Annotated in this window: 22 protein-coding genes; 10 read left to right on the plus strand and 12 right to left on the minus strand. The window is 69.3% G+C overall.

Features of this window, described 5'->3' with window-relative positions:
* Positions 1-100: 100 nt before the first annotated feature.
* From AB0B45_RS23565 to AB0B45_RS23580, 4 genes are all read left to right on the plus strand, one after another.
* Entirely contained in the window at positions 101-412 is a 312-nt protein-coding gene (locus tag AB0B45_RS23565) for a hypothetical protein (RefSeq protein ID WP_358133970.1), read from the plus strand.
* A gap of 336 nt (positions 413-748) precedes the next feature.
* Positions 749-1,024 carry a dihydrofolate reductase family protein gene (locus AB0B45_RS23570; RefSeq protein ID WP_358133973.1) on the plus strand — a complete coding sequence of 92 codons (276 nt, stop codon included), beginning with the start codon at positions 749-751 and terminating at the stop codon, positions 1,022-1,024.
* A 107-nt stretch (positions 1,025-1,131) separates the two neighbouring features.
* Positions 1,132-4,659: a WD40 repeat domain-containing serine/threonine-protein kinase gene (locus AB0B45_RS23575; RefSeq protein ID WP_358133976.1), complete on the plus strand. Its 3,528-nt coding sequence runs from the start codon at positions 1,132-1,134 to the stop codon at positions 4,657-4,659.
* A gap of 427 nt (positions 4,660-5,086) precedes the next feature.
* Entirely contained in the window at positions 5,087-5,950 is an 864-nt protein-coding gene (locus AB0B45_RS23580) for an LLM class flavin-dependent oxidoreductase (protein WP_358133978.1), read from the plus strand.
* 39 nt (positions 5,951-5,989) lie between these two features.
* Here the strand turns inward: AB0B45_RS23580 and AB0B45_RS23585 are convergent, their stop codons facing one another.
* Positions 5,990-7,450 carry an MFS transporter gene (locus AB0B45_RS23585; protein ID WP_358133981.1) on the minus strand — a complete coding sequence of 487 codons (1,461 nt, stop codon included), beginning with the start codon at positions 7,448-7,450 and terminating at the stop codon, positions 5,990-5,992.
* A gap of 136 nt (positions 7,451-7,586) precedes the next feature.
* Between AB0B45_RS23585 and AB0B45_RS23590 the strand changes: the two genes are divergently transcribed.
* Entirely contained in the window at positions 7,587-8,489 is a 903-nt protein-coding gene (locus AB0B45_RS23590) for a LysR family transcriptional regulator (RefSeq protein WP_358133984.1), read from the plus strand.
* A 134-nt stretch (positions 8,490-8,623) separates the two neighbouring features.
* Here the strand turns inward: AB0B45_RS23590 and AB0B45_RS23595 are convergent, their stop codons facing one another.
* Positions 8,624-9,532 (minus strand): oxidoreductase, encoded by a 909-nt coding sequence (locus AB0B45_RS23595; protein WP_358133987.1) that lies wholly within the window; start codon positions 9,530-9,532, stop codon positions 8,624-8,626.
* Positions 9,533-9,618: 86 nt separating this feature from the next.
* Here AB0B45_RS23595 and AB0B45_RS23600 point away from each other — a divergent pair, with 86 nt between their 5' ends.
* Positions 9,619-10,230, plus strand: coding sequence for a TetR/AcrR family transcriptional regulator (locus AB0B45_RS23600; protein ID WP_358133990.1), 612 nt, complete (start codon positions 9,619-9,621; stop codon positions 10,228-10,230).
* Positions 10,231-10,243: 13 nt separating this feature from the next.
* Here AB0B45_RS23600 and AB0B45_RS23605 read toward each other — a convergent pair whose 3' ends face one another.
* The 6 genes from AB0B45_RS23605 to AB0B45_RS23630 all read right to left on the minus strand — a co-directional run bounded on the left by AB0B45_RS23605 (position 10,244) and on the right by AB0B45_RS23630 (position 13,684).
* Positions 10,244-10,990: a hypothetical protein gene (locus AB0B45_RS23605; RefSeq protein WP_358133993.1), complete on the minus strand. Its 747-nt coding sequence runs from the start codon at positions 10,988-10,990 to the stop codon at positions 10,244-10,246.
* Between the two features lie 130 nt (positions 10,991-11,120).
* Positions 11,121-11,990 carry a DUF899 domain-containing protein gene (locus AB0B45_RS23610; RefSeq protein WP_358133996.1) on the minus strand — a complete coding sequence of 290 codons (870 nt, stop codon included), beginning with the start codon at positions 11,988-11,990 and terminating at the stop codon, positions 11,121-11,123.
* A gap of 23 nt (positions 11,991-12,013) precedes the next feature.
* The gene (locus AB0B45_RS23615; protein ID WP_358133999.1) at positions 12,014-12,502 is read right to left on the minus strand and encodes an SRPBCC domain-containing protein; all 489 of its coding nucleotides are present in this window, start codon (positions 12,500-12,502) and stop codon (positions 12,014-12,016) included.
* Complete coding sequence (locus tag AB0B45_RS23620; RefSeq protein WP_358134002.1) at positions 12,495-12,878, minus strand: metalloregulator ArsR/SmtB family transcription factor; 384 nt, start codon at positions 12,876-12,878, stop codon at positions 12,495-12,497. The genes AB0B45_RS23615 and AB0B45_RS23620 overlap by 8 nt, the downstream gene beginning before the upstream one ends.
* Positions 12,868-13,299, minus strand: coding sequence for an SRPBCC domain-containing protein (locus AB0B45_RS23625; RefSeq protein ID WP_358134005.1), 432 nt, complete (start codon positions 13,297-13,299; stop codon positions 12,868-12,870). The genes AB0B45_RS23620 and AB0B45_RS23625 overlap by 11 nt, the downstream gene beginning before the upstream one ends.
* Before the next feature lie 175 nt (positions 13,300-13,474).
* On the minus strand, positions 13,475-13,684 hold the full coding sequence (locus AB0B45_RS23630) for a hypothetical protein (RefSeq protein WP_358134008.1): 210 nt from the start codon (positions 13,682-13,684) through the stop codon (positions 13,475-13,477).
* A gap of 283 nt (positions 13,685-13,967) precedes the next feature.
* On the opposite strand from AB0B45_RS23630, the gene AB0B45_RS23635 reads away from it, so the two are divergent.
* Together AB0B45_RS23635 and AB0B45_RS23640 are read left to right on the plus strand one after the other, a co-directional pair.
* Positions 13,968-14,996 (plus strand): alcohol dehydrogenase catalytic domain-containing protein, encoded by a 1,029-nt coding sequence (locus AB0B45_RS23635; protein WP_358134010.1) that lies wholly within the window; start codon positions 13,968-13,970, stop codon positions 14,994-14,996.
* A gap of 177 nt (positions 14,997-15,173) precedes the next feature.
* A complete protein-coding gene (locus tag AB0B45_RS23640) occupies positions 15,174-15,809 on the plus strand; it encodes an isochorismatase family cysteine hydrolase (protein ID WP_358134013.1) in 636 nt (211 codons plus the stop codon).
* Between the two features lie 175 nt (positions 15,810-15,984).
* On the opposite strand, the gene AB0B45_RS23645 is transcribed toward AB0B45_RS23640, so the two are convergent.
* Positions 15,985-17,784, minus strand: a complete 1,800-nt coding sequence (locus tag AB0B45_RS23645; protein WP_358134016.1) for an ABC transporter ATP-binding protein/permease — start codon at positions 17,782-17,784, stop codon at positions 15,985-15,987.
* A gap of 532 nt (positions 17,785-18,316) precedes the next feature.
* Between AB0B45_RS23645 and AB0B45_RS23650 the strand changes: the two genes are divergently transcribed.
* Positions 18,317-18,754, plus strand: coding sequence for a VOC family protein (locus AB0B45_RS23650; RefSeq protein WP_358134519.1), 438 nt, complete (start codon positions 18,317-18,319; stop codon positions 18,752-18,754).
* A 53-nt stretch (positions 18,755-18,807) separates the two neighbouring features.
* Positions 18,808-18,993 (plus strand): hypothetical protein, encoded by a 186-nt coding sequence (locus AB0B45_RS23655; RefSeq protein WP_358134018.1) that lies wholly within the window; start codon positions 18,808-18,810, stop codon positions 18,991-18,993.
* Positions 18,994-19,028: 35 nt separating this feature from the next.
* On the opposite strand, the gene AB0B45_RS23660 is transcribed toward AB0B45_RS23655, so the two are convergent.
* From AB0B45_RS23660 to AB0B45_RS23670, 3 genes are all read right to left on the minus strand, one after another.
* On the minus strand, positions 19,029-19,880 hold the full coding sequence (locus tag AB0B45_RS23660; RefSeq protein ID WP_358134021.1) for a cytochrome c biogenesis protein CcdA: 852 nt from the start codon (positions 19,878-19,880) through the stop codon (positions 19,029-19,031).
* A gap of 27 nt (positions 19,881-19,907) precedes the next feature.
* Entirely contained in the window at positions 19,908-20,441 is a 534-nt protein-coding gene (locus AB0B45_RS23665; RefSeq protein ID WP_358134024.1) for a redoxin domain-containing protein, read from the minus strand.
* A gap of 110 nt (positions 20,442-20,551) precedes the next feature.
* A complete protein-coding gene (locus AB0B45_RS23670; RefSeq protein WP_358134026.1) occupies positions 20,552-21,367 on the minus strand; it encodes an SDR family NAD(P)-dependent oxidoreductase in 816 nt (271 codons plus the stop codon).
* Positions 21,368-21,397 lie beyond the last annotated feature (30 nt).

Genomic DNA, 21,397 nt, shown 5'->3' on the forward strand with positions numbered 1-21,397 from the left:
TCCAAGCCACAACAGCAGCAGCGGACCCTCATCAGCCACACCCCGTCGTCCTGGGCATCCAGAGCGACTCACTCCAGACAAATCGATCTTAGGGACCCTCATGCTCTTCCTCGACGCCCGCTCCTACACCGCCGAGCGGCCCTGGGGAGCCGTCGACGTCGCCGAGATCGACGATGCGACCGTGCGGCTGCACTGGGCGGACCGGCCGTACGTCTGGCATGTCAACGACGGGCCTGAAGTCTTCGTCGTTCTCGACGGTGTCGTCGACATGCACTACCGCCACGACGGCGAGGAGCACGTCGAACGGCTGGTTCCTGGCCGCGTCTGCTACGCCGAGCCTGGTGACGAGCACGTCGCACACCCCGCGCCGGAGGCGCGCATCCTGGTCATCGAACGCAAGGGCAGCATCTGACCCACCCGGTCGGTCCGGACGTCCCCTCCGTGGAGGCTCCGAGCGGGCAGCACCAGAAAGCCAGAAATTTCTCGGCCGGACCGATGAATCCAGCGTCGGCGGTGTCTCTGATCAGGTGACGGTTCGAACACCAACCTGAGAGGTGCACCATGCGCAAGCTCATCGTTTCCACCATCATGTCGCTCGACGGGTTCTTCGAGGGGCCGAGCCGCAACGTCATGGCGCCGATGGAGGGGTTCTTCGACGAGCACAACCTCGAACGGCAGCTGGGCGCGACGACGTACATGGGGCTCAAGGGGTACTGGCCGGCGGTGGCCGACCGACACCACGACCATCGTGCGACGGGCGGACGTGCACAAGGCCGTCGCGGAGCCCAAGGACCGGCCGGGCAAGGACATCCTGATGTTCGGGAGGCGGACGCTCTGGAACGACCTGCTGGTCACCGGGCTCGTCGACGAACTGCACCTCATGGACGGCGCGACCGTTCTCTGCGGGGGCACCCCGGCCTTCGGCGCCGGGCCGGTCCCGCCGCTCCGGCTCATGAGCACCCGGAGGCGGGATGACTCGGACAACGTGCTGCTGCGTTACAAGGTGGTCGGCCACGGCGCGTGATGCCGGGCAGTCCGAACTGCTCGTCGTTCGTCGCGACCCGGCGGCGGAGGTACGCACGGAGGTGATTCGCGAACTTTGTGGTGACGCGGCGCATCCAAGATCTTGTGATGCTGGTTGAGGGAGATCCGCTGCGGATCGGGGATTACTGGCTGGCCGGACGGCTGGGCGCGGGTGGTCAGGGTGTGGTCTACGAGGCGTACGACCAGGCGGGGCGCCGGGTGGCGATCAAGATGCTGCACGGCGTCGACGTGGGCCTGCTCCAGCGCGAGGCCACCGCGGCCCAGCGGGTGTCGTCCTTCTGCACGGCGGGCGTGATCGAGGCCGACCTCACCGGGCCCCGGCCGTACCTGGTCAGCGAGTACGTGGAGGGGCCCAGTCTGGGCGCCGCCGTACGGGACGGCAGGAGCTTCACCGCGGGAGACCTGCACCGGCTGGCGACCGGCATCGCCACCGCGCTGACCGCGATCCACGACGCGGGCGTGATCCACAGGGACATGAAACCGGACAACGTCCTGCTCGGTCCCGACGGCCCCCGGGTGATCGACTTCGGGCTCGCGCGGACGCTGGAGATGTCGCTGACCGCGACCGGGCTGATCTCAGGGACGCCCACGTACATGGCGCCGGAGGTTTTCGCCGGCGAGCGGGCCGGGGCGCCCGCCGACGTGTTCGCGTGGGGCGGGATCATGCTGTTCGCCGCGACCGGCAAGGATCCGTTCAAGGCCGAGACGCTCGGCGCGGTCATGCACCAGGTCATGTCCGTCGAACCGGATCTCACCTGCCTGCCGCGGTCGCTCCGCCCGCTGGTCCACGCCGCGCTGCGCAAGGACCCGCTGGAGCGGCCCACCGCCCGGGCCCTGCTACTGGCCCTGATCAGCGGCGACGGGCAGCTCGACACGGCTCGGCTGCTCGCCGAAGGCGGCCGGGCGTCACATCTCACGACGGAGGCGCACGATCCCGGCCTCGGCCCCCTCGCGGAGGAGGCCTACGGCTTGCTCGGCCCGGCCGACCGCGAGCTGGCCGCGCAGGTGTTCCTGCGGCTGGTGACGGTGGACGAGGACGGCGAGCTGTCCATCCGGCGGGCCCGCCTGAGCGAGTTCGCCGAGGCGCAGGGCGTGCTGCGCGTCTTCGGCTATCTCCTGGAGATCAGCGGCGATGAGGTACGGCTGGCCCGGCCGGCGCTGCCGCACGCCTGGCCCCGGCTGCGCCGCTGGATCGAGAGCAACAGGGACGGCCTGGCCGCCCACAGGGACATCCTGGCGGCGGCTCGGCGGTGGGACGAGCGTGGCCGGAGAGACGGCGACCTGTTCGCCGGGCACTCGCTGGAGAACGCGCTGCAGTGGGCCGCCACCGGCCGCAGGGACATCACGCTGGCCAGGTTCGAACGCGACTTCCTGGACGCGGGCGCCGCGCTGGGCCGCCGCAGGGCGCGCAGGACCCGGCTGGTGTCGCTGAGCCTGGCCGTCCTGCTGGTGGTGTCGCTGGGCGCGACCGGCGTGGCGGTGTGGCAGGGCAAGGTGGCCGACGACCGGTTCCGCGCCTCCGAGGCGGCCAGGGTCGCGGCGGCCGCGGGGACGATCCGTGCCACCGATCCCGGACTCGGCGGGCTGCTGAGCGTCGCCGCATGGCGGCTCAACCCGACCGCGCAGACCCGTAAGGCCATGAACGACTCCCTCGCCCAACGCGAGACCGGCGTGTTCAAGGACCCGGCGGTCGAACCCGACACGATCCGCACGCTCAGCGCCGACAGCAGGACCCTGGTCAGCGTCAGCGGCAACGAGGCGCGCCTGTGGGACGTGGTCGGCCGCCGCCAGGTCGGGAGGTTGAAGCTGGACGTCAAGGGCACGCCGATCGACATGGCGCTGAGCCCGTCCGGCGCGGTGCTCGTGCTCCTGACCAGCAAAGGCGTGTATGCCTGGGAGGTGAAGACGGGCAAGGTCAGGCGCGCGTGGCCGTTCCGGACCGCCGTCGGCGGCGACGAGTTCGACCTGGCCTCCGTCAGCTTCGGCACGGTCGACCGCTATGTGATGCTGCAACGGGAGACCTTCACCCTCTGGGACCTCGAGACCGGCCGGACCGCCAGGCTTCCCGGCAACTGGAACGGCGCGATGACCCCGGACGGTTCGGCGATCTTCATGCAGTACCGGAACACCAGGACGATCGGCAGATTCGCGCTGCCCGGCCTGAAACTCACCGGCACCAGGCCGGCGCAGGAAGCGTGCCCCTCCTGCCCCGACCCACTGGCCGTCACCAAGAAGGGCTGGCTGCTCGAAGCGCTGCCTGGACGACGGCTCGGGACGGCCGACCTGAAGGACACGACAGGATTCGCGACCGGCGCGTTGATCGACAGCGGCCCTGACCAGTGGAATCAGGGAAGCCTGGTCTTCAGCCACGACGAGGAGCTGTTCGCGTCGGCGACAGACGGCCAGATCCAGCTCTGGGGAGGCGGCATGCTGCTCACCACGCTCACCGTCAGCTCCGCGCCCGACCCCAACCAGTGGGCGGCCAGGGTGATGTCGCCGCAACCGCGATTCGACCCGGACGGGAAGACGCTGCGCTACCTCAGCGAGGACCGCGTGTTCTCCCTCGACTTCTCGGCGCTCACCGCACCGGCCGACCTCGAGTCCCACACGGCGGCCATCAGCCCGGACGGCACGCGCAGCGTGGAGCTGCGCGGCACGGACTCGCGCACCGACGCCTACGTGCGCAGTACGAAGAAACGAGAGCTGCTGCTGCGTGGCGGAGCCGATGGAGAGTTCGACTTCACCGGCGCCGCCTTCAGCCCCGACGGCACACTGATCGCGCTCACTACCTTCGAGATCTCCGGCACGGCTCCCGACGACATCGAGAACATCAGCCGCCTGCGCATCCACGACACCGCGACCAGAAAGGAGATCAAACGACTCACCCTGAGCGACAGCGGACAGGCGTTCGTGCGCGGCGTCAGCCCTGACGGCAGCAAGGTCGCGGTGGAACTCCAGGTGTCGGACGACTCGACGAAGTCCACCCTCCAGCTCTGGGACTGGAAGGCAGGCCGGCCGCTGTGGTCGGCCAAGCTGAACAGGCTGACCGACGTCGCCTTCACCGCTGACGGAGCTCGGCTCGCCGTGCTGGCGCAGGAGCCGGGCCTGCTGGACGCCGCGACGGGCAAGCGCGTCGGCCCGGCGCTCCGCGCCACCGGCCGGGCGACCAGCCTCGCGTACGGCGCGTTCACCAGGGCCGGACTGCTCGTCACCGCGGACAGCCGAGGACGCCTGACCGTCTGGAACCAGGACGGCTCGCCCAGGACGGTCATCAGAGGGACGCCCGGCACGCCCACGGCGCCGCTCGCCGTCGCGCCGACGGAGGACCTGGCCGCCCTGGTAGGCGGCGACGGCCGGGTCCGCCTCTATGACCTCACGCTGGGACAGTCCATCGGCGCGGTCCTGGACGATGATCGGGGGGCCGTCCAGCGGGTCGCTTTCACGCCCGACGGCGCCCGCCTGATCACCTTCGACCAGTTCGGCGCACGACACGAGTACCCCGTCGCGCCGTCGGCCGTGGCCGAAGCCCTGTGCGGCAGATCCGGCCGGACGCTCACCGAGCGGGAGTGGGGGGCGTACCTGCCGGACGTTCCGTCGGAGAAGGTGTGCGGTTGACGGGAGCGGCGCGGTCTCTCGCGTCCCCTGGACCACCCGGTGATCAGGACCTACGCCGCGCCGGAGCGGCAGCGCCCTGATCCGCTCGTCGAAGATCCGCTGGACAGCGAGCAGCGCGGATCCGGCGTCATCGGTCAGCGGACCCAGATGCAGCACCGGCAGGCCCGGGCCGTCGAAAGCCGCCGAGCCTTCACGGGCGGCGAAGATCATGGCCAGACTCTCAACACGGAGGCCAACCTACCTACCCGGCCTTGGCGGGATCGGCTCGCGGCCTGGCCGCCGGAGGTTCCGAGCTCGTCGCCGATCACAGGCCAGGAAACACCCCGGCCGTGTCCACGTCGTTCCCATCCGGCAGCGTGTCGGCTCCTGACCGGCCCGGCCCGGCGGTATTGACGTTGTCTGAATGTCGCTATGACCGGAGGTACGGATGGATATCGGGATAGGCCTGCCCAACGCGGTCCCCGGAACCGAAGGGGGTTCCCTCGTCGACTGGGCGCGGCAGGCGGAGCAAGCGGGGTTCAGTACCTTGGGCACGATCGGCCGGCTCGTGTACCCGAGCTACGAGGAGCTGATCGCCCTCACCGCCGCCGCGGCGGTCACCAGCCGGATCCGGCTGACCACCAGTGTGCTGATCGCACCGTTGTACACCAACACCGCGCTGCTGGCGAAGCAGGCCGCCTCGCTCGACCGGCTCTCCGGGGGGCGTCTCGTGCTGGGCCTCGGCCTGGGCGGGCGCGAAGACGACTACACCGCCAGCGGGCTGACCACCGAAGGCAGGGGGCGCCGTCTGGAGGAGCAACTCGCCGAGATGAAGCGGATCTGGTCCGGGGAAGAGCGCGGGTCCGCCGGCGCGATCGGGCCGGAGCCCGCGCGCGACGGCGGCCCCGAGCTCATCCTGGGCGGCGCGTCCGAGGCGAGCTTCCGCAGGGTGGCCCGGCTGGCCGACGGCTGGATCATGGGCGGCGGCTCACCGGACATGTTCGCGCAGGCCGCAGCGGGCGTCGACGCCGCCTGGCAGGACGCGGGCCGGCCGGGCAGGCCACGCAAGCTGTCGCTGGCCTACTTCGCGCTCGGTTCCGACGCCCGCTCGCAGGCGGATGCCTACCTTCTGCACTACTACGCCTGGCTCGGCGACGTCGCCGGGCAGATCGCCGCGGGCGCCGCGGTGAGCGCCGAGACGGTCAGGTCCTCCATCGCCTCGTTCGAAGCCGGCGGCTGCGACGAGCTCATCTTCGTTCCCACATCGTCACGGCTCGACCAGGTCGAGTTGCTCGCCGAGGCGATGGCCTAGGCCCTCCACCGGGTGTGACCTGCGCGACGAGCACCTGGATCACTCCGCATCGGCTCTGCCTGGACGAACGCCGGGCGAGAGCCGGGAACGCAGCCGAAGCCCCAGGACTATGGCCAGGCCGAAGGCCACGAGGAGAGCCGCGACGGCGAAAGTCCGGTGAGTTCCACGAGCCACCTCCGCTGCCGCGGCTGTGGTCACATCACTCGTGCCGGCGGCGAAGGCGAAGACCGCCCCCATGACCGACGCGCCGGTCATGAGGCCCAGGTTGCGGGAGAGGTTCAGCATGCCCGACACCAGGCCACGCCGGCGCGGGGAGACGTCCTTCATGACCGCGGTGTTGTTGGCCGCCTGGAACAGCGCGTAGCCGGCAGTGACCGCGACCAGGGGCAGGACGTATCCGATGACACCGGCTGCCGTGGGCATCAAGGAGAGCGCCACGGCGCCGCCGATGATGCCGCTGAGCCCGATGACCACCATGGCCTCGGCTCCGAAGCGATCGGTGGCGCGGCCCGCAGGGACGCCGGTGAGGGCGGACACCGCGGGGCCTGCCGACATCACCAGGCCGACGAAGGCGGGGTCGAGGTCGAGTGCCAGGGCCAGATGGAAGGGGCCCACGACGAGAGTGGTCATCATGACGGTCGAGACCAGGGCGCTCGTGATCAGGCCGGCGGCAAGGGCGGGGTCGCGGAGCATGGAAAGGGTGAGCAGCGGGGAGGAGACCCGGCTCTCGGTGATGACGAACAGGGCGAGGCCCGCCCCCGAGACGAGGAGCAGTCCGATGGCGAGGGGGCCGAAGGAGTTCCCTTCGATCGTCATGGCCAAGGCGTAGGCGCCCAGGGTGATCGCCAGCAACGCCGCGCCCACGCTGTCGAACCGCTGGCGTGCGGAACTCGTGGCCGGTGCGGTGTCGGGCAGTACCCGGAAGGTGAGCGCGAGCGCGAGAAGGCCGAGCGGCACGGCGGCGAGGAAGATCGCACGCCAGCCGAAGACCGCGATCAGGGTTCCGCCGAGGGAGGGCCCCAGCGCCGTGCCGACCGCTGACATCGTTCCGAGCAGCCCCATGACGCTGCCGGTGCGATCCTTGGGCACCGTCTCACCGACGAAGGCCATGGTCAGCGCCATCATGCACGCGGCGCCGGCTCCTTGGAGCGCCCGGGCGGCGACCAGGAGGGGAAGGTTGGGGGCGAGACCGCACAGCAGCGTCGCGAGGGTGAACACGGCGATGCCACTCAGCAGGAGGCGACGTCGGCCCGCGAGGTCGCCGAGTCGGCCGGCGCCGACGATCAGTGTGGTGATGGCCAGGAGGTAGGCGATCACCACCCACTGGACCTCGTTGAAGGGCGCGTCGAGGGCCACAGCCATGTTCGGCAGGCCGACGTTGGCGATGCTGACGCTCAGTGAGGGCAGAAGCATGGACAGCGACAGTGCGGTGAGCGCCCAGGCCAGTGGTGGACGGCGCTTCTGCTCAGGCTCGGTGCCCGGAAGGGTTGCTGGTCTCAAGATGATGGCCGCTTCCTGGAGTCGACGGGGTAGCAACGAACGTAGGTCTCGTTCCGACCTGGCGGAAGGCGCAATGATGGAAAGTCATGTGTGCATGAGACGCCATGTCAGGGCTGAACTGTGAGATCGTGTTCGCATGGCCCGGCCCGATCTGAATCTGCTGGTCACCCTGGACGTCCTGCTCGAGGAGGGCAGCGTGACGCGAGCGGGAGAACGGCTTGCGCTCAGCCCGTCCGCGATGAGTCGCGCGCTCGCGCGACTGCGGCGAGTCACGGGTGACCCGCTGCTGGTGCGGGCCGGCCGAGGGCTGGTACCCACGCCGCGCGCCTTGGAACTGCGCGACCGCGTGCGTGGCCTGGTCCAGGAGGCCGAAGAGGTGTTGCGGCCGGCCGAGAAGCTGGACCTGGCGACGCTGGAGAGGACCTTCACGTTGCGCAGCAGCGATGGATTCGTGGAACGATTCGGACCCGAGCTGGTCGCCCAGGTCGGCCGGGAGGCACCTGGCGTGCGGCTGCGGTTCCTGCAGAAGACCAAGAAGGACACCGGTCCCCTGCGAGACGGCGTCGTCGACCTTGAGACGGGCGTCGTCGAGGACGCTCTGACCCCGGACGTGTTGAGCAAGCCCCTGTTCACCGACCGGTTCGTCGGGGTGGTGCGGCGCGAGCACCCGCTGAGCGCAGGGAAGGTGACCACGGCCCGGTACGCCTCCTCGCGACACGTGCACGTCTCGCGGCGCGGTCTGACGGAGGGGCTGGTGGATGAGGCTCTCGGCTCGACGGGTCACCAGCGGAAGGTCGTGACGGTCGTCGACGGCTTCAGCGCCGCGTTGGCGCTGGCGAACGCGTCGGACCTGGTCGCCACGGTTCCTGAGCGTCACACCGCAAACCTGCGGCGTGGGATGTGCTCCTTCGAGCTGCCCTTCCGCGCTCCCGAGGTGACGGTGTCGCTGCTGTGGCACGTCCGGCTCGACACCGACCCGGCTCACCGATGGCTGCGCGGCTGCGTGTTCGGTGTGTGTCGCTTCGACGAACAGGGGTGATGGCTTGAGAGGACGAGCATGGCGAGAGCGCCGGCACCGGCCACGGTGATCAGCACAAGGCGCTGCCGCGACGTGATCGGCGGCCGGCCGTCGGGAGCGCTCTGCCGTGTCATAGTCGCCGCCCAGGGGACGGGTCAGGCGATCCAGGTCACGCCTGTGAGTCTCTCCGAGATCTCCCACAGGCGGCGCGCGGTGCCGGTTTCGCGCATGGCCCTGTGCCCGTGGCGGACCGATGGGCGTCCGCGCAGTTCCAGGAATCCGTCGGGCGCGATGTACTCGCCGCCCCGCAGCTCGGGAGCCGTCGCCGCGTACAGCGAGGTCCTCGCGCCTTCCCTGGTGGGCTGGAAGGCCGCGCGGACAAGTGACCGGACGAAGCTCTGATACACCCGGCCGCGACCGGCGTTGGCGCCTCCCGTCAGCACGTTGGTGCGGGTCAGTCCCGGCGCGACCGCCATGCTGCGCAGGCCCGTGGCGCTCGCCCTGCGGTCCAGCTCGACGGCGAAGTAGAGGTTGGCCCTCTTTGACTGCACGTAGGCGAAGGGCGCGCTGTAGCCGTGCTCGGCGTTGAGGTTGCCCAGGTCGAACCTGGCGAAGCGCTGTCCCTCGCTGCTGACCGTCACCACCCGCGGCTCCCGCCCGGCCAGCAGGTACGGCATGAGCAGCCCCGTCAGCGCGAACGTCCCCAGGTGGTTGATGCCGAAATGCGACTCGAACCCGTCGGAGGTCCTGGCGAAGGGGACCATGGCCACGCCCGCGTTGTTGACCAGGAGGTCCAGCGGCCCGAGATCCCATCCGGCGGCAAAGGAGCGGATGGACTCGAGGCTGGACAGGTCAAGGCGGCGCACCTCGGCCCGCGCGCCCGGTGCCTCGGCCTCGAGACGGTCGAGCGCCGCCCGGCCGCGTTCGAGGCTGCGGCACGCCAGGACGACGTGGGCGCCGCGGCGGGCGAGCTCGCATGCCGTGACATGACCGATGCCGCTGTTCGCACCGGTCACCACGGCCAGCCGTCCTGACTGGTCAGGGATGGAGTCGAGTGTCCACATGGTCCTGCCCTTCTCTCATTGCAACTTTGAGTCGCGATACAGTGATCGTGGCATCGACCCTGTCAATAACGCAACTTGGAGTTGCAATGAATTCCGTCCCCCCGCGCCCCGCTCCGGTCGGACGTGGCAAGAAGGTGAGCGTGGCCGTCCACGCCGCGACGCTCGCCGAGCTGGTGGAGAGGGGTTACGCCGCGCTGACCGTCGACGGTGTCGCCCAGCGGGCGGGGGTGCACAAGACGACGGTCTACCGCCGGTGGAAGGACAAGGAAAGCCTTGTCGTCGACGCGCTGTCGGACCAGTCGGCGATGGACGTGCCGATCCCCGACACCGGGTCGGTGGAGACCGACCTGCGCGAGCTGGCCAGGTCGCTCGTGCGGATGATGACCGGTCCGACAGGCGGGGCGCTGCTGGCGGCGATGTTCTCCGGGGGCGCCGACGTCCCGGGCATCGCCCAGGCCAGGCGCCAGATCTTCGACGACCGGTTCAGGCGGGCCGAACCCGTCGTCGTGCGCGCCGTCGAACGGGGCCAACTGCCCGCGGACACCGACCCCCCGCAGCTCCTCAAGGCTCTGGCCGCCCCGGTCTACTTCCGGCTACTGGTCACCGGCGAGCCCATCGACGAGGGCACCGCCGACCACGCGGCCGAGATCACCTTGGCCGCCGCCCGCGCCGGCGTCCTCGGGGAAGGGCGATCGTGAAAGGGACCGCACGCTACTCGGTGATGATGGCGTCCCGCGGGCCCCCGTAGACCGGGTTCTTGTCATAGCGCCTGTCGGTGACGAGCAGGCGGATCACCCCCTTGGCGTTCTCCTCCGCCTCCCAGACGATCCAGTCGTCGCTGACGGGCTCCTGCTGCGTGCGCTCCTCGCCGAAGCCTCCAGGGTTTCCCGGCGCGATGGCCATGATCAGGAAGATCACCTTCTTGCCGCGCTTCTTGAGCTCCGGCAGGACCTCGCCGACCGTCTTCTCATCCACGCGGAATCCCTCGAGCGAGCCACCCTTGGTGGTCGCCGTCCGGAATTCCGCCTTGATCTCCTTCTGCACGGGAGCGGGCACGGGCTCGCAGGACGAGACCGGACCCTCCATAAGAGAGGTGGTGGTGCTGCCACCTCCGCCGTTCGCAGGGCCGCTGATGGTCCAGACGAAGGTCTGGCCCGGCCTGAACAGCTTGGTGTCGATCCGCATCTGCCAGCCGTGCCTCTCGCCGGGGATGCTTTCCGGCAGGCTGTACAGGCCTTGGGGGATGTCCCTCACGTGCTTGCCGCGCGGTTCGCGGCACATCTGCCCGTACGGCACGTAGTCGACGATGGCGGGGACATCGAGGTCCTTCAGGCGCCTCTCCAGCCCAGGCGCGTCATGGAAGTCACGGACCTGGATGATCACGATGCCGTCGGCGGCCTTGGTGACGGCGTACGAGCTCGGCACGCCGACACCGTCCTCCAGCAAGCTCGGACCCACCGCCGCACCCGCGGCGAGCACCACCGCGGCCGCCAGCCCCAGGGCCAGTCGCCGTGGAGCGTACCTACCGGTCTTGGGCCCCCTCCAGGCGCCTCCCGACCGGGCCAATGGACCTCCGCATCATGCCCGCTCATTCAGAGCAGCTGCACCCCGCCGACCCCGGCGATCGCATGGTGTCGTCGCCCTTCGAGGACGTGGGCTGCCGCGGTCGGGCGTCGGTGGGGCCGAGGTCGTCCTTGCCACGGTCGGCGCCGGCGGCGACCTCGGCGAGTTTGGCCAGCCACCCCTCCGCCGGCTCGGCGTCGCTGTACTCGTCGTGCCAGCTCCACCACTCGTACGGCCGGGTCTGGGGATAGCCCTCGGGAGAGTCCTCCCACTCCTCCTGCCGCCCGAGCGCCGTCATGTCGAGGTAGCTCCAGGTGCTCCCCAACGCCTCATCGCCACGGTTGTTGATGAAGTAGGTGCGGAACGCGCGGTCGCCGTCGCGGATGAACGCGTTCGTGCCGTGCCATTCGTCCACGCCGAAGTCGGCGTCGAACTCGTCGGTCATGGTGTACCAGGGCATCGTCCAGCCCATCCGCGCCTTCAAGCGCTCGATGTCCGGCTGCGGCGCGCGCGAGGCGAAGACGAGAGTGGTGTCGCGGGCGTTCAGATGGGCGACGTGGGCGACCTGATCGGCCACCAGGGAACAGCCGCGACACGCGTGGTCGGGCCAGCCGTACACGCCGGGCTCGAAGAAGGCGCGGTAGACGATCAGCTGACGGCGGCCGTCGAACAGGTCGGGCAGGCTCACCCTGCCCTTGGGTCCGTCGAACGCATACTCCTTCTCCACTGCCAGCCACGGCATCCGTCGGCGCTCCGCGGCCAGCGCGTCCCTGGCGCGGGTCATCTCCTTCTCCTTCACGAGCAGCTGCTGGTGCGCTGCCTCCCACTCCTGAGGCGTGACGATCGATGGGGTTTTCATGGTGGTGTCCACCTTCCAGTTCAGGTTCGCGCTCACGCGCTGAGTAGGGACGGCGGCTTCTACCGCCCCTGACCGGATGCCGCTTCTTCAGCGGGAAGGCGTGGGCGGCCGCGGCCGTTGGGCTGTCCTTCACCGGTGGCGATCAAGCTCCGCAGGCTGCCGACGTAGAAGCCCCACGCGGTGGTGCAGACCTCGAAGCACTCGTAGGCGGGAACCAGGCCCTGGTGGGTGAAGCGGACTTCGGTCTGGCCGTCCTTTTCCGAGATGTCGAAGGTGATCGTGGTCCCCGTCCACTCGGTCTCGTCCTCGGTGAAGTTGAAGTAGTTGTCCACCACGAGCCAGGAGACCTTCCGGCCGGGAACGGCTTCTGTCACCCGGATCCGGCAGCGGTGCACGTCCTCGTAGCGGTACGTGAACTCGGCGCCGAGCTGGTCGGTGCGGCCGTCGATCTCTTCTGACCACCATCCTCGCACGTCGGTGATGGCGTCGAAGGCTTGCGTCGGGGTCTGGTCCACCGCGAAGGTGGTGGTGAATCCGTGATCAGTCATGCTGTCCTCGGCTTTCGTGGAGTGGCGTCGTGGTGGGCCCGCTCGCAGACCGGTCGAGGTGGTCCTTCAACGCGTCGAGCGGGCCGTCCCAGTCGCGGGCCAGTGCGGCCAGGAACTGCTGCGCCACCTGCATCGGCGCGGAGCGAAGCCGGTACCGTACCCGGCGCCGCTCCCCCGGTTCAGCCGTCACCAGGCCGACCTCGGCCAGAAGGGCCAGGTGTTTGGCGATCGCCTGTCGCGTGATCGGCAGACGGTTGGCCAGGTCCGTGGCGGTGGCCGGGCCCCCTGAAGCCAGCGCGGCCAGGATGGCGCGCCGGCTCGGGTCGGCCAGGGCGATGAAGACCTGCTCGGCGATCGCCTCGATGTCAGGCGGCATCGAGGTAGTCGACCAGTTCGCCCAGCTCGCTCGCCCAACCCTGGATGTTGGCGTCGTACGCCTTGCGGTACGCGTCCTCTGGCAGCTGGGCGAAGCCGGTTTCGACCACCCTCAGCCGCGTGCCCGCACCGACCGGTTCGAGCGTGAACTCGACATAGGTACGGCGGGGATCGTCCTCGGGCAGGCCGTGGATGTGCCAGGTGAACCCGAACACCGTCGGCTCCTCCACCCGTTCCACCCGCATGTCGACCGTGAACCCGCCGGTCCACGTCATCCGGGCCGACCCGCCCGGACGCAGGTCGATCGTCGCCTCATCGCCGAACCAGGAGCCCAGCCCCTCAGCCGTGGTGAGCGCCGCCCACACCTTGCCCGGCGGATGAGCGACCTCCACGGTGCGCTCGATGCGATCAGGAAAACCCATGACAGCCTCCTAGCAAGTAGCAACCGAACGGTTGCCACACTATAGCAATCGACTGGTTGCGTCAACGGTCCCGCTCCCCGAGGTCAAGCGGTCAACGGGCAGCGACGAAGAGGCGCCGGAGGATGGACCTCCGACGCCCCTTCATTTCTTTCCTGAAAGTTTCCAGCAATTTCATTTAGTTATTCCTGTTGCTGCCACCGCCGCCCGCGTTGGTGCCCCCAAGACCAATGCCCTGCCCAATATCTGGCCGGTCGGCAGCGAATGCGGTGTAGTGCGCCCCGGCCACGGTGTCGACGCCGAAGACATCGGCGGACACGGATGCGGGTGCGACGAGGGCGAAGGCCGCTACCGCTCCGGCCGCAAGAACGTTCTTCAGCTTGATCATTGAGATCACTCCATCGGTTGCGCCCCGGGCGAGCCCCGGACTGGCTTTCCGGAATTTCGTGATGAATCCGGATATGTGGCGTTGCAACCTTCACGGCAAGTCCCCCATTCCACCACTTCCACTGATTTCCAATATAGGGACATGCCGCATACCTTTCTTTGACGTTTCACGGCTCCCTACGGGGGCCGACGGGACGATGGGATAAACGGGACGAAACCGGAAACGATGGACTAGTGAAGGCCTCTCTGTAAGGCCGCCGCTTCCCGCAAGAAGAGGAGACGGCATGTCTTCTTCTGCCGTGCACCGTTCCATGCAGGTCGCCGAGCCTGGCGGGGACCTGTCTCTGATTCAGGTGGAAACCCAGGAGCCTGGCCCGGGCCAGGTGCGGATCACCGTCGAGGCGTGTGGGGTGTGCCACTCCGACGAGTTGATCACCGCCGGATACATGCCGGGCACCACCTTTCCCGTCACGACAGGGCACGAGATCGCGGGACGCATCGACGCGATCGGCGGCAATGTCACCGGGTGGTCCGTCGGCGATCGGGTGGCGGTCGGCTGGTACGGAGGCAGTTGCGGCCACTGCGACGCCTGCCGGGAGGGCGACGGCGTGCTCTGTCCCGAGCTTCAGGTGCCGGGTGTCGCCTACGCCGGAGGGTTCGCCGACTCCGTCGTGGTGCCGGCCGTCGCCCTGGCCTCGATCCCCGACGAGCTCACGGCGGTGGAAGCAGCGCCCCTGGCCTGCGCCGGCGTGACCGTGTACAACGCGCTGCGCCGCAGCTCCGCGCGTTCGGGCGACACCGTGGCGATTCTCGGTCTGGGCGGCCTGGGGCACCTGGGCGTTCAGTTCGGTTCGAAGATGGGCTTCAGCACCATCGCGATCGCCCGCGGTCCCGAAAAGGCGTCACTGGCTCACAAGCTCGGCGCGTCTCACTACATCGACAGCGCCACCGAGGAGCCGGCCGACGCGCTACAGGCCCTCGGGGGAGCCAAGGTGGTGCTGGCGACGGTGACCGACGCCGCGGCGATGTCCGCGACGGTCAACGGGCTGGGGCGCCGCGGCGAACTCGTCATCGTCGGCGTCGCCATGGCGCCGGTGAAGGTGACGCCCCTGCAGCTCGTGGTCGAGGCCAAGCGGGTGTACGGGCACGCCTCCGGTATCGCGGTCGACACCCAGAACACCCTGAAGTTCGCCGTCCAGAGCGGCGTCCGGGCGTGGACCGAGGAGGTTCCGCTGGAGGAAGCCGGTGCGGCGTTCCAGAAGATGCTGTCCGGCCAGGCCCGATTCCGGATGGTACTGACCACCGGTAACTGAATACTCGTGGGAAGGGATGCCAGGCCGTACCTCTGGGGCCATACCGAAGATGGCAGGTCTGTCGTAGCGCGCCCGCCCGGCGTGTGGTCTGTCGACGGCGTCGAGGCGGAGGGCGTCGAGATCGTCGTGACGCCGTTTCAGGCACCGATGCCCATCATCCAGATCTGAGGAGGAACCGTGGCCGAGAGCTACGATCCCCGCCGCACGGCGATTCTGCTGGTCGATCCCTACAACGACTTCATCGCCGTGGGCGGCAAGCTCTGGCCGCGACTCGAGCCGATGGCCACAGAGGTCGGCCTGCTGGACAACCTGCGTTCCGTGGTCACCTCCGCCCGCGAGGCCGGCGTCCGAGTGGTGTTCGTCCCGCACCGCCGCTGGGAGCCGGGCGACTACGACGCCTGGGCCCACCCGAACCCGACCCAGCGCGGCATCCAGGAGCGGCATACCTTCGCCAGGGGCTCATGGGGCGGGGAGTTCCATCCCGACTTCCAGCCACAGGTGGGCGACGTCGTCATCCATGAGCACTGGGCGCAGAGCGGGTTCGCCAACACCGACCTGGACGCCCAGCTCAAGCAGCACGGCATCACCCACGTGGTGGTCGTCGGCGTGCTGGCCAACACCTGCATCGAGTCCACCGGCCGTTTCGCCATGGAGCTCGGCTACCACGTGACGCTGGTCCGCGACGCAACCGCTGCCTTCCTCCCCGAGATGATGCACGCCGCACATGAGTTGAACGGCCCCACGTACGCCCATGCCATCGTCGACACGGGAGAACTGGTCACCGCGTTGAAGGAGGCTCGGTCGCGATCCTGACCGGGTGACGCCCGGTGGAGCGGCCCAGTCGAGGCGGCACGAGTGGCGGCCACGACTCGGCTCGCCATTCCCCGACTGTGACCTGGGGAGCGGGCCGACCATGCGGGCCGTGCCGTCGGCGCCGGGAGCGGTGGCGACGACGCGGTGACCGGGCGCCGGTCCGCCGAACAGCGTTCTACGCCGCGGTCATGCCCCAACGCCCGGCGCCCAGCAGGTTGAGTTGGTGAGTGTGGAAGGCGCTGAGGGTGCTGCGGTGGCCCACGCTGACGACCATGCATCCGGGCAGGCGTTCGCGGATCAGATGGTACAGCGCGTGCTCGAGGCCTTCGTCGACGGCCGATGTGGCCTCGTCGAGGAAGGCCAGGTGTGGCCGGCTCAGCAGGATCCTGGCGAACCCGAGGCGCTGCTGCTCCCCGGGTGACAGCATGCGGGACCAGTGGACCTCCTCGTCGAGCCGGCACTCCAGGTGGCCGAGCTGCACCGTGTGCAGCACCTCGCGCGCGAGCTCATCCCCGATCAGGTGCGGCGACTCCGGATAGGCCAGGGCGGTGCGCAGGCTGCCCATGGGCAGGTACGGCTGCTGCGGCAGGAACAGCGTGCGTCCGCCGGTGGGCCTGCGGATGGTGCCGTCCGCGTGCGGCCAGAGGCTGGCCAGGCTGCGCAGCAGCGTGGCCTTGCCGCTGCCCGAGGCGCCCTTGACCAGGAGCGCCTGCCCCGGGCTCATGGTCAGCGTCAGGCCTTCGATCAGCGGCTCGTGGTCGGGACGCCAGACCCTCAGGCCCTCGATCACCAGCGCAGCCGGATGGTCGGCGACGGTCGGCGACGGCAGTTGGCGCGAGTCGTGGTTCGCGTCCATCATGGCCGTCAGCCGGTCGAGCGCCGCTCGGTAGCCGGCGAAGGAGTCGTAGGAGTTCCTGAAGAAGGACAACGAGTTGTGCACCTGGGCGAACGCGTCGGCGGTCTGGGTGACGTCGCCGAGCGCGATCGTCCCAGCGAAGAAGCGCGGCGCCTGGATCACGTAGGGGAACACCTGCGCTATCTGGGTGACCGAGTCGTTGAACCCCTGCAGTTTCAGTCTCCGCAGGGCGATGATCCAGGTGTTCTTGATGACGGCGGAGAACCTGGTGGCCAGCGCCGCCCGCTCCACTTTCTCACCGCCGTAGAACGCGATGTTCTCGGAGTGGTCACGCAGGCGGATCAGCGCGTACCGGAAGGACGCGGACAGCCCTTCGCGCAGGAACTCCAGCCTGATCAGCGGGCGCCCGACCCTGAAGGCGATCAGTGATGCCACCAGCACGTAGACATAGGCGAGCACGACCATCGCCCGTGGCACCTCGTGACCGAAGACCGGTATCGGTCCCGACAGCCCCCACAGGATGGCGGTGAACGACACCAGCCTCAAGGCGGCGTCGACCGCGCCGCTCGACAGGTATCGGGACTCCTCGACGAACTGCTGGATGTCTTCCTGGATGCGCTGGTCGGGATTGTCGACCGGCTCTGTCACGAACTGGCCCCGGTGGTAGGCGTGCCCGTTCAACCAGTCGGTGATCATGTGGTCGGTCAGCCAGGCTCGCCAGTGGATGGTGAACCGCTGGGCGATGAGATAGCTGATGAGAGACCCGGCCACGTAGAACCCGGCCAGGACCATGAAGCGCATGATGGAGGACCAGAAGTCCCGCGCGTGCAGCCGTCCCAGCGCCGTGAAGATGTCGTTCAGCGCATACGAGATGAGCACCTGGACACGTACCGAAATGATCGTCAGTGCGAGCGTGAGCAGGACCATGAGGAGCGGCCGCAGGCTGCGCCGGGGATCGAAGTAGGGGAAGGCGAGCCGCCCGAACTGGCGCCCCCACCGCGTGTATCGCGCAAGCAGCCAGACCGCCACGGCGCAGGCGATGAGGGTGACGACGCAGGCGGTGGCCGTCCACATGAGGGAGGCAAACCACTCGTGCCGCCAGTCCAGGCTTGCGGTCATGCTTTCCCCCAATAAGTCCGATTGATGCCCTTTTGTAGAAAGAACAGGTAATGCGTCCCCTTTCATCCTTCTATCCGTGACCCTGATGGCGGTGACCGGCCGGTGGCTCGGTGGCGTCGATGTTTCCGACGACGCCGAGGTCGGGATCGGGATCGACCGGGCCCGTGGATAGCGCATGGAACGCTGAAGTCAGTGATCGCGCTCTCGCATAAGACGCGAAAGTCCTGGCTGGTGTCGAACGACCTGAAGGTTCTCGGACACGGTGCGGTCGACGACGTTCGGGGCGGGTTGTCGAACACGCCCCCCGATTCATCCAGGTGTGGCCGGGGCGCGTCTTGCTCATCCGGGGCCATTCCCTGGCTTACCCCTCCAAAAGCTGGACGACCGCCTGCCGATAGTTGAAGCTGCCGCTCCTGGACTTCGCCGGTGAGGGACGCGAGTGTAGAAGGCAGGACCCCCCACGGCACGACAGCAGCCCCGGTGGCGTACGCAGGCCACCGGCATCGAACGGGGAGGAATCGACGCCGTGGACATGAAGCTCGAGGTCGTGGTGGTGCCGGTCGCCGACGTGGACCGATCCAAGGACTTCTACAAGGCGCTCGGGTGGCGGGAGGACGCCGACTTCGCCGCCGGCGAGGACTTCCGGGTGGTGCAGCTCACTCCCCCCGGCTCGGGGTGCTCGGTCATCTTCGGCACCGGGATCACCTCGGCCGCGCCGGGCTCGATGCAGGGCCTGTACCTGATCGTCGACGACATCGAAGCGGCGCGATCCGAGCTCATCGACCGCGGGGCCAACGTGGGTGAGGTGTTCCATGACGCGGGCGGGGTGTGGCACCACGCCGGGACCGAGGGACGGGTGTCAGGCCCGGATCCGGACCGCACGAGCTACGGCTCCTTTGCCCCGTTCAGTGACCCCGATGGCAACGCCTGGATGCTCCAGGAGATCACCACCCGCCTTCCGGGCCGCTGACCCCGGGCCGGAGCGTGGCGGCCGGGCGGCTGTCCCGCAGGAGGAGTACCGAGATGCACGTGACCTTTGACTCCGCGGCCGATCTGGCCGAGGCCCTGCGCCGCGCGGAGGCCGCGCACGGCCGCCATGAGGCGGAGATCGGGCACCCCGACCCGGACTGGCCGGACTGGTACGCGCAGTACATGGTGCACGAGCAGGCAGGGGACGCCGGTCCTGCGAGCCCGGGCGCGAGCGGGTGAGCACCGTCTCACCCCACCCGGACGGGCGTGCCGCGCTATTTCCCGCGTGATCCGGTACGGCTGCGCCCCAGCCCGAACGCGGCGAGCACGGCCACGGCCAGCGCGGCGGCGATCCAGCCGGCGCCCATGACCGCGACCCATCCCGCCACCGTTCGCTGGACGGCTCTCACGGCGCCGACGATCGGATCGCCGGTCGAGGCACCCGCGAAAACGCGCAGCTCGTACCAGCCGTAGTAGGCGACGTACAGCCCGGCGAGCAGGAGCAGGCCGCCGCCGATCCGCGACACGTACGGCAGGATCCGCCGCAGTCCGCCCACGACCGCGCCCCTGGCCAGCGCGACGGCCAGCGACAGCAGGACGACGACCAGCCCCATGCCGAGCGCGTACGCCACGAAGGCCGCCAGCCCGCCGAGCACCCCGCCGCCGACCAGGGCGGAGGAGACGACAGCGAGGAACGGTCCGACCGTGCACGACAGCGAGGCCACCGCGTAGGACAGCCCATACCCGTACAGCGATCCCATCGACATCGCCGGGCGGCCGGTGGCGAGCTTCGGCGTGCGCGGCGACAGCTCTCTGCCGCTCAGCAGCCACAGCCCCAGGGCGGCGAGGGCCACGCCGATCACGATCGTCAGCCAGGGGAGGTACTCCCCGACCGACACCGCCAGCGGGGTGAGGACCAGGCCGGACAGGCCGAAGACGGTGACGAACCCGGCCGTCATCGCGGCCGAGAGCTTGAGCGCCCGCGTCACCGGGCCGGAGCGAGCGCCCGCGTCGTCGGCGAGGAGCATGGTCAGGTAGGCCGGGAGCAGGGCGAAGCCGCACGGGTTGAACGCGGCCAGGGTGCCCGCGGTGAGGGCGAGCGCGAGCGGCAGGTCGGCGTTCACCACCGTCGCGGTCCCGGCGGGGACGTCGTGCTAGCCGGCCAGCAGCGTCGTGACATAACCGGTCAGCTCTTCGGTGGTGAGCGGCCCCCATTCCCGCCCGGTCGAGCCGTCCGGCCTCATGAACACGAAGGTGGACTGCTCACTGACCCCCAACTTGGTCCACACCACACCCTTGTCGTCGGAGAGCTGCACGATCGTGCCGGTCTTGGTGCTCTGGACGAACTCCTTCATCGCCGCCTCGGTGTCAAGGCCCGCGACACCGATGAAGGCGACGTCACGGAACTTCGCCGAGGCCGCCCTGACCGCCGGCGCCTCGTCGCGGCAGTCCACGCACCACGGCGCCCAGAACCAGAAGACCACATGCTTTCCCGCCAGGCTCTCGCCCTTGAAGGCTTTGCCGTCCAGAGTCCTGGCGGTGAACTTCAGCGCGTCGGGAACCGTCGCCACGGCGGCGGAGGACGCCGGCTCGGCGCGGAGCGCGCCGACCGAGCCGTCCCCCTGCGCTCCGCACGCGGCCGTCAGCAACACGGCGGTCATGAGGACCGCCGCCGTACGGGTCCCCACCACTCCAGCGTAACCCCACGCTCACCTGCCGAGCGTGCGGCGCCTGGCGGTGGCCAGCACGATGAGGCCGGCGTCACGATCACCCGCATGGGCTACGGCGCCATTTCGGTTCAGCCCGGTGCCTTGCGGCTGAGGTGTTCCCAGGCGCGGTATTCCGCGGCGCGGGCCCGATCCATCTCCTGGACCAGATCGTAGGAATGGCCGCCGACGATCAGTCGCAGGGGCGGCTCCGGCAGGTCGACCAGCTCCATGACGACGGGCGCGGCGGTGCTCGGGTCGGGTCCCGCGTCCTCGCCCCACATCTCGGCCAGCCTGGCCCGCAGCGGCTCGTAGGCCGGGTCGGCCTCGGTTGCGGTGGTGCCCGTGGTGAACAACGCGGTGCTGTAGCCTCCCGGCTGGACGATGGTGACCTTGATGCCGAACGGCTCCACCTCCATGGCCAGCGCCTGACTGATCGAGTCGAGCGCGGACTTACCGGCCGCGTAGAAGCCGGTCGAGGCGAAGCCACCGCCCGTGCCCATCGACGTGACCTGAAGGATGTGGCCCGAGCCCTGCGCCCGCAGGTGCGGGACGACGGCCTGGGCGACCCAGATCGCGCCGAACAGGTTCACGTCGAGATGGGCCCTGATCTGCTCCTCCGTGGCTTCCTCGATCATGCCGAGCAGCAGCCCGCCGGCGTTGTTGACCACGATGTCGAGCCGGCCGAACGCGGCCGCCGCCCGGTCCACGCCCTGTTGTACGGCGGCGCGGTCGGACACGTCGAGCGGCAGCCGTACGAGATCGTCCGGATATTTCTGTGCCAGGTCAGCCAGCGGCTCGACGTCCCGCGCGGCGGCCACGACGCGATCCCCGGCCTCCAGCGCCGCCTCCGCGAACGCCCGGCCCAGTCCCCTCGACGCACCCGTGATGAGCCATACCCGAGTCATAAGACTCCCACCTCCTTGAGCGACAACTTG

Origin of the sequence: Nonomuraea sp. NPDC049152, assembly GCF_040648355.1 — a bacterium.
In the GTDB taxonomy this organism is placed as follows: Bacteria; Actinomycetota; Actinomycetes; order Streptosporangiales; family Streptosporangiaceae; genus Nonomuraea.

Excerpts from the sequence above, each read along its gene's own strand:
- AB0B45_RS23565 (WP_358133970.1), top strand. The coding sequence starts at position 101 with ATGCTCTTCCTCGACGCCCGCTCCTACACCGCCGAGCGGCCCTGGGGA.
- AB0B45_RS23575 (WP_358133976.1), top strand. The coding sequence starts at position 1,132 with ATGCTGGTTGAGGGAGATCCGCTGCGGATCGGGGATTACTGGCTGGCC.
- AB0B45_RS23580 (WP_358133978.1), top strand. The coding sequence starts at position 5,087 with ATGGATATCGGGATAGGCCTGCCCAACGCGGTCCCCGGAACCGAAGGG.
- AB0B45_RS23590 (WP_358133984.1), top strand. The coding sequence starts at position 7,587 with ATGGCCCGGCCCGATCTGAATCTGCTGGTCACCCTGGACGTCCTGCTC.
- AB0B45_RS23595 (WP_358133987.1), bottom strand. The coding sequence starts at position 9,532 with ATGTGGACACTCGACTCCATCCCTGACCAGTCAGGACGGCTGGCCGTG.
- AB0B45_RS23600 (WP_358133990.1), top strand. The coding sequence starts at position 9,619 with ATGAATTCCGTCCCCCCGCGCCCCGCTCCGGTCGGACGTGGCAAGAAG.
- AB0B45_RS23615 (WP_358133999.1), bottom strand. The coding sequence starts at position 12,502 with ATGACTGATCACGGATTCACCACCACCTTCGCGGTGGACCAGACCCCG.
- AB0B45_RS23620 (WP_358134002.1), bottom strand. The coding sequence starts at position 12,878 with ATGCCGCCTGACATCGAGGCGATCGCCGAGCAGGTCTTCATCGCCCTG.
- AB0B45_RS23625 (WP_358134005.1), bottom strand. The coding sequence starts at position 13,299 with ATGGGTTTTCCTGATCGCATCGAGCGCACCGTGGAGGTCGCTCATCCG.
- AB0B45_RS23630 (WP_358134008.1), bottom strand. The coding sequence starts at position 13,684 with ATGATCAAGCTGAAGAACGTTCTTGCGGCCGGAGCGGTAGCGGCCTTC.
- AB0B45_RS23635 (WP_358134010.1), top strand. The coding sequence starts at position 13,968 with ATGTCTTCTTCTGCCGTGCACCGTTCCATGCAGGTCGCCGAGCCTGGC.
- AB0B45_RS23645 (WP_358134016.1), bottom strand. The coding sequence starts at position 17,784 with ATGACCGCAAGCCTGGACTGGCGGCACGAGTGGTTTGCCTCCCTCATG.
- AB0B45_RS23650 (WP_358134519.1), top strand. The coding sequence starts at position 18,317 with ATGAAGCTCGAGGTCGTGGTGGTGCCGGTCGCCGACGTGGACCGATCC.
- AB0B45_RS23655 (WP_358134018.1), top strand. The coding sequence starts at position 18,808 with ATGCACGTGACCTTTGACTCCGCGGCCGATCTGGCCGAGGCCCTGCGC.
- AB0B45_RS23670 (WP_358134026.1), bottom strand. The coding sequence starts at position 21,367 with ATGACTCGGGTATGGCTCATCACGGGTGCGTCGAGGGGACTGGGCCGG.